Source organism: Photorhabdus hindustanensis (genome assembly GCF_002968995.1).
In the GTDB taxonomy this organism is placed as follows: Bacteria; Pseudomonadota; Gammaproteobacteria; order Enterobacterales; family Enterobacteriaceae; genus Photorhabdus; species Photorhabdus akhurstii.
In genome coordinates, this window is sequence record NZ_PUWT01000103.1 from 1 (window position 1) to 6,612 (window position 6,612).

The 6,612-nt window shown below is 45.4% G+C and carries 6 protein-coding genes and 2 pseudogenes; 7 read left to right on the forward strand and 1 reads right to left on the reverse strand.

Features of this window, described 5'->3' with window-relative positions:
- Positions 1 to 16: 16 nt before the first annotated feature.
- The 6 genes and pseudogenes from C6H66_RS23830 (at position 17) to C6H66_RS27145 (ending at position 5,806) form a co-directional block, all read left to right on the forward strand.
- A complete protein-coding gene (locus tag C6H66_RS23830) occupies positions 17 to 3,160 on the forward strand; it encodes an RHS repeat-associated core domain-containing protein (protein WP_479687609.1) in 3,144 nt (1,047 codons plus the stop codon).
- Between the two features lie 14 nt (positions 3,161 to 3,174).
- Positions 3,175 to 3,714, forward strand: a complete 540-nt coding sequence (locus tag C6H66_RS23835) for a DUF4303 domain-containing protein (RefSeq protein ID WP_105396934.1) — start codon at positions 3,175 to 3,177, stop codon at positions 3,712 to 3,714.
- A gap of 63 nt (positions 3,715 to 3,777) precedes the next feature.
- A pseudogene (locus tag C6H66_RS23840) lies at positions 3,778 to 4,416 on the forward strand (AHH domain-containing protein); the annotation flags it as partial.
- 9 nt (positions 4,417 to 4,425) lie between these two features.
- Positions 4,426 to 4,962, forward strand: a complete 537-nt coding sequence (locus tag C6H66_RS23845; RefSeq protein WP_105396936.1) for a hypothetical protein — start codon at positions 4,426 to 4,428, stop codon at positions 4,960 to 4,962.
- Positions 4,963 to 5,293: 331 nt separating this feature from the next.
- Positions 5,294 to 5,548: an AHH domain-containing protein gene (locus C6H66_RS23850; RefSeq protein ID WP_105396937.1), complete on the forward strand. Its 255-nt coding sequence runs from the start codon at positions 5,294 to 5,296 to the stop codon at positions 5,546 to 5,548.
- A 6-nt stretch (positions 5,549 to 5,554) separates the two neighbouring features.
- A complete protein-coding gene (locus tag C6H66_RS27145; protein ID WP_248000814.1) occupies positions 5,555 to 5,806 on the forward strand; it encodes a hypothetical protein in 252 nt (83 codons plus the stop codon).
- Between the two features lie 402 nt (positions 5,807 to 6,208).
- On the opposite strand, the gene C6H66_RS27830 is transcribed toward C6H66_RS27145, so the two are convergent.
- Entirely contained in the window at positions 6,209 to 6,271 is a 63-nt protein-coding gene (locus C6H66_RS27830; protein WP_422615591.1) for a DUF7706 family protein, read from the reverse strand.
- A gap of 121 nt (positions 6,272 to 6,392) precedes the next feature.
- On the opposite strand from C6H66_RS27830, the pseudogene C6H66_RS27835 reads away from it, so the two are divergent.
- Positions 6,393 to 6,504, forward strand: a pseudogene (locus C6H66_RS27835) (RHS repeat protein); the annotation flags it as partial.
- Between the last annotated feature and the right edge of the window lie 108 nt (positions 6,505 to 6,612).

The window sequence follows — 6,612 nt, forward strand, 5'->3', positions numbered from 1 at the left end:
TAACGAGCACGGTCAACTGACACAGGTTCTCCACAGTGACGGGCCGGAGTTGACGCTGCTTTATAATCGGCGCGGACAACTGACAGAGATTCTCCGTACCGATGAAGGGTTACAGGAAGTGATGGCCCGTTATCACTACCATGATAACGGCCGGCTGGCGGAAGCGGACAGCGCCCAGCATTTTCATCTGTACTATGAATATAATGCGCAGGGCCTGATAAGCCGCTGGTCCGATGGCGACCAGACCTGGGTGGATTACGGTTATGATAAACAGGGGCGCTGTACCGACAGTGTGGGAGCTGGCGGCTTCTATCCGGTTCACCTGGATTATGCCCCCGGCATCACCCGCTCCACCACCCCACAGGGGCACACCACCACCTGGCATTACAACGACCAGCAATTAATAACTGAAATCCACACCCCGTGCGGCGGCGTGACCCGTTATGACTATGACCGCTGGGGCCATCTGGTCAGACAGATATCACCGGAGGGGGAAACCCTGACGCTGACTTATCTGGCCGATACCGGTCGGGTAACCTCGCTGACGGAGGCCACTGGCGCGGTATGGCAATACAGCTATGAGGCTGACAGCCTGCAACTGACCGGCATGACCGACCCGCTGCAACGCACCTGGCTGCCCCGGTATGATGAACAGGGCCAGCCCGCCGGATTTATTGCGCCGGACGGCCGGAAAACCACGCTGACCCGCAATGCCTTCGGACTGGTGACGGCCGAAACAGACCCGGACGGCAACTGTCGCACACAGGAATATGATAAGCATCAGCGGCTGGTGCGGGTGCTGGATGAAGAGAACCGGACCGTCAGTCTGGGTTATGACAGTCAGGACCGGCTGCGCAGCCTGACCGCGGCGGGGGCGCTATGGCGCTGGCGTTACGACCGTCATCACCGGGTGGCGGTCAGTGACCGGCCGGACAACCAGCTGGAACACTTCACCCATGACCGCCACGGCAACTTAACCTGCTGGACCGATGCCCGCGGCGTAGAATGGCAGGTCGAATACGGCCCGTTTGACCTGCCGGTCGCCCGGCGTGACGGCGAGGGGCATCGCTGGCAGTATCGTTATGATGCCGACACGCTGCAACTGACGCAGGTGATTAACCCGCAGGGGGAAACTTACACCTACACCCTGGATGCGGACGGGCGGGTTATCACCGAGCAGGATTATGCCGGCACGCAGTGGCATTATCGTTATGACCGGTCGGGGAACTGCATTGAAAAGCGGGACGGGGAAGAGAACGTGACCCGCTATGATTATGATGCCGCGCACCGGCTGACGACGCTGCGCGCCCCGGAAGGGACCACCCGTTATCATTACGACATCCTGGGCCGGCTGTTAACCGTGGAGTCGCCGGACAGCGCCCTGCATTTTGAATATGACGAGCAGGACCGGATAGTGCGGGAAATTCAGCCGCACGGCGAGATTCTGCGTCACTACCCGGATAACCGCGCGGTAGAACGGCAGTTGCTGACCGGCGAAAAAAACGCCGGTTGCCGGCCGGCCCGGTTTAGCGGCCAGACCCACCTCTGCCGCTGGCAGAGTCGCCGGGAAGTCAACCGGGTGGGGGAACTGATTAAGCTGGCGCTGGAGGAACAATCGCCCCTGACCATCGAGCGGGATGACGCCGGCCGGGACACGGGCCGTTATGTGGACGGGGGATTTATTCTGCGCCAGCAGTACAGCCTGATGGGCCAGTTAACCGCGCAACGGGCGGGCCGTAATCCCCATTTCTTCCGGCCGGCTGAACTGGACGAGATTGCCGGACCCGCTTACGCGGGGGTGGCGCGCCGGTATGAATACGATGCCGCGCTGAACCTGACCGCCGTCAGTGATGACGGGCAGCCGTTAAATTATCTCCTCAACGGCAATGGCCAGGTGATGTCGGTGGGGGAGGGCCGGACACTGCGGGAGCATTATCAGTATGATGAAGCGGGGTACCCATCAAGACGGTTTGACGGGGTGCAGGAGATTATGGGGGAAACCCTCTATCAGGAGGGCCATCGCCTGAACTGGGTGGACTCGCACCGGTTTGTTTACGACCGGGCCGGCCGCATGCAGGAGAAGCAGTTTTTAGCGGAAGGTTGCCGGCTGGCGCTGACGACATACCGGTGGAACAGCCAGAATCAGCTGACCGGCCTTATCACCCCGGACGGGATACCGTGGGAATATCGCTATGACGCTTTCGGGCGGCGGACAGAAAAACGGTGTATCCAGAGCGGTAAGCGGACCACCTACCTGTGGGACGGCGACGTGCCAGCGGAAATCCGCGAATATCAGCACGGCCGGCTGAAAATGATCCGCCATCTGGTGTTTGACGGCTGGGAGCTGATAGCGCAGCAGACGCAGCAGTTTACGCTTAATCTGGACAACCGGGTGGAACTGATGGCCGGGGAGGTGGAGACTCAATATGCGGTCAGCGCCCCGACCGGCGAGCCGCTGGCGCTGTTCGACCCGACGGGTAAACGGGTGTGGCGGCGGCCGAAGCAGTCGCTATACGGCCTGCGTCTGAGCGGACACGGCGAGAATCCCCAGCTCGATCCGGGCCTCCGATTTGCCGGGCAACTTTTTGATGAGGAAAGTGGTTTATTTTATAATCGGTTCCGCTATTATTTGCCGGAAGCGACGTGCTACCTCAGCCCTGACCCTTTGGGGTTAGCAGGAGGAGTAAATCCTTACAGTTACGTGCATAATCCGACGAACTGGATTGATCCGTTAGGATTAGCAGCTTGTCCTGAAAGGTATGCCCGGTATAAGGAGTTTAGAAAACAAGGGAATATTGCATTAGACGCGGGTAAATTATCGAAGAGTAAAGGTGGTTCATGGGGGAAATATTTGACTAAATTGACAGGAACTACCCCACCACCAGGAATGTGGAGACCACATGCGCATCATATCGTCTTCCAAAAAGGTCCTGCTGCGGCTAAACCATATATTAAAGATAGCCAGAGAATTTTGAGAGAAGCTGGAATTGATCCTAAATATGGAATCGAAAACCTTGTATGGGCACCAAATAAAAACCATAGTGTAGAAGCAGCGAAAAAAGTTAATGATGTATTAAAAGAGGCGGTATCTTCGGGTAGATCAATAAAAGATGCCTTGGCAGAATTAAGTGAATTGTTCGCAAAAGATAAGATATTATAGTGCGGAGTATATTTATGGATTTTAAAAAGTTAGAAAAAGATATTATTGATAGTGTTGTCAATGCGATACAGCATATAAAAGAGCAAGATTATTGGGATGATATAAATTCTTTTTGTTTATATACAGATGAGAGTTTTATGTCTCTTTCTTTACTATTTAATACAAATACGCACTTTCAATCAGTAAAAGATGATGAATACCCTCTAACGTACAAATACAGCCCAGCAGAATGGTTCAGTGAGACCATTTCTGAAGAAAATGATGAGTATCTATATAAAAATACTGCTTTTTCTTCTGTGTCGTCACAAATGATGGCTTTTTCTATGAGTGATGAATTTGAAGAAGATGAAGATAGAGATGATGTTATTAAAGCGTGCTTGAGTGCAATCAGACATTGTATCGATGAAGATATATTTCAAAAGCCAAGATCAATAATATATTTATTTATGTTGAGTGATGGCTATGATGAGCAGGAAATATTAAATTGGAATAAGCCATTGAATGAATCCTCTATTAAAAAGGAACTTACTGAATGGGTTAAAAATGAATTATAGAAATAACTCATTCATGAATATATTATTGTGGTGATTTTGATAACGCTAGCATAATTGCTAGCGTTATTTTTCGCCGGGCAATGGCTGGATGAAGAGAGCGGGTTAGTCTACAATCGGTTTAGGTATTATTCGGCGGTAGCTGGGCAATATCTGACGCCTGACCCGTTGGGGTTAGCAGGAGGAGTAAATCCTTACAGTTACGTGCATAATCCGACGGGTTGGATCGACCCACCAGGGCTAGCTGGATGCTCTACTAAACTCGGTAAAAACATGATGGAAGATATGGGCTTGCCACGCTCAACTTCATGGAAAGGACATGAAGCGCACCATGTCATTCCGAAACAGCTATCAGATCATCCTGCTTTGAAAAAAATTGGATATGATATTGATGATGCTAGTAATGGGATATTTTTGAGGCAGCCAGACCTCATCAAAAATAAAAAGGTTGCTACTACAGTTAGCACAATGGCAAGACATCGAGGTAGCCATAACGGATATTCCTCCGCAGTTGAAAAAGCTCTAAATAAAATTGATTTAAACCAGCCTACTAATGTCATAGCAAAACAAGTTGCTGACATACAAAATAAGGCGAAGAAATCAATGATGAATGGCATGCCAATTAGGTCGAAAGATATTGCTAAGAATCCTGATATAGGAAAGCAAAGAGCTTTTGAATTGTGGGATAATATATTTAATAAATAGAGGTTATATATGATTGATATAAAAAAAGAATTTGTTATTGAACCAATGTCTTTTCTTTTATCTGAAAAATTATTTTCAGGGGTTCTTAGTAATCAATCCGGTCATTATCTAGAAATTCATGATCCTGAATTAGCACTGACTTTATCTTTTGAACAATTATTACCCGAGGGGTATCTAGTATGGTTAGATCTCATTGAAAATTCTATAAGTAAATTTAGGTTAAGAAGTGAATTTCATGAAGCTGACGAATACTTAAATGATATAAGTAAAGAATTTTCTGTTCATTATGATAAAATTTCAATCACTTATCGAAAGAAAAAAATAAAAAAAGAAAACTCTGACTATGATGATTTTTATTTTGAAGTTTTAGATGAGGTATATTCTCAACTAAACATGTTATCTATTCAAAGGTATATATTAGGTGAACAAAAGGAATCAATCTTGGAAAAGATCTTTGAGATATATAAAGAAGGGTTGTATCCATGCGGAATGACGAAGGATGAAAAAATAGTCGCTTTTAATCCAATGATATTAAAAACTAGTTGATATAGTAGATAAATAATTGTGAAAAAGCCGGAAAGATCCCCGTGATCTTTCCGCTTTGTTATTTTTGTACTTAAAATAAATATTTTACAGGCTTGGTCTTATATATTAAATATATAATTTAAAATCACAAAAATATAAAATAAATAAAAATATAAAAAAATGAATAATACAGAAAAATATAAAATTCATAGTAAATATATACATAAGCTATATTTTAGCTATTTTATTCTGTTTTCTCCCTGAAATCGCAAAAAGCCGGAATCGCTTCCGGTTGGTTTCTTTCTTTCCGTGGCAAATACCCGTGATATTCCAGTGCCGACCGGTTAATGTAATGGCAAGGCATCAAGGTAATCATCACGGATATACTGATGAAATAAGAAATGCTCTGGATAAAATAAATTTAAATCAATCAACTGATGCCATATCGAAACAAGTAGCTAACATTCAAAATATAGCTAAAAAAGGCATGGAGAATGGTAATATTATTAGATCCAAAGATATGTATAACACTAATATTTTTGGGAAAGACGTAAATCAAATAGGCAGACAAAGAGTTTTTGATCTCTGGAGTAAAATTTTAGGATAATTCAATATGAGTGAGATAATAAATTTTTATATGGAACCAGTTGAATTCTTTAAAAGTTCGGATTTTTTATCCGGTTCTATTGAAGAATTTAATGAATATAAAATTATTGATAATAAAGATATAGCATTAAAGCTTCTTTTTGATCAAGACATACCATATAACTATATGGTTTGGAGTGATTTTTTTCTGATCTGGTATCCGAGTTTTATCTTCATGAGGATTATAAAAAAGCAGAAAAGGATATCCTTGACAGAATAAAAATATCTACCAAGGATCAAGTTAAAGAAAATATTAGAAAAAGAAAACTACATCTTATAAGAAAGAAACAAGGGTTAGTTGATAACATAGAATACGATAACTTTCTAAATGAAGTAAATGACGAATGTAATTACATGTTAAATATGATAAGTATTTATCGATATTTATTTTCTTTTAATCAAGACTCTAAATTAGAAGAAATATTTTCTATATTTAAAAAAGGAGTTATGCCGTGCGGTATAAAAAAAGATAAAAAGACATGAGTTATTTTCAATCCTATTCTTTTGAAGAATAGTTAATAAAATTATAGATGAACTGCCCTCAAAAACTAGATTCAACATTTAATGACTAGATTTAGAGAGACAGTTCACAATCACCAGATCTTCCGATGTTATTATTGATCTACCGTGGCGCATACCCACAGTATGCCAGTGCCGACTGGAGCTTAGAGATCGCATCCTTAATCGGTCGCGGTAGGAATAGCGGTTACCGGCTACCCCCCGCACAGATCCGGACGTGCGCTACTAACGCATCCGGCTCCTACCTCGGGTGTTTGGCGTAAAAGCGCTGCAAAGGATAAGGATGCACAATTCTGTGGGACGGCGACGTGCCGGCGGAAATCCGGGAGTATCAGCACGGCCGGCTGAAAATGATCCGCCATCTGGTGTTTGACGGCTGGGAGCTGATAGCGCAGCAGACGCAGGCGTTTACGCTTAATCTGGACAACCGGGTGGAGCTGATGGCCGGGGAGGTGCAGACCCAGTATGAGCGCCCCGACCGGCGAGCCGCTGGCGCTGTTCGACCCG

Excerpts from the sequence above, each read along its gene's own strand:
- C6H66_RS27145 (WP_248000814.1), top strand. The coding sequence starts at position 5,555 with ATGAGTGAGATAATAAATTTTTATATGGAACCAGTTGAATTCTTTAAA.
- C6H66_RS23850 (WP_105396937.1), top strand. The coding sequence starts at position 5,294 with ATGGCAAGGCATCAAGGTAATCATCACGGATATACTGATGAAATAAGA.
- C6H66_RS23845 (WP_105396936.1), top strand. The coding sequence starts at position 4,426 with ATGATTGATATAAAAAAAGAATTTGTTATTGAACCAATGTCTTTTCTT.
- C6H66_RS23835 (WP_105396934.1), top strand. The coding sequence starts at position 3,175 with ATGGATTTTAAAAAGTTAGAAAAAGATATTATTGATAGTGTTGTCAAT.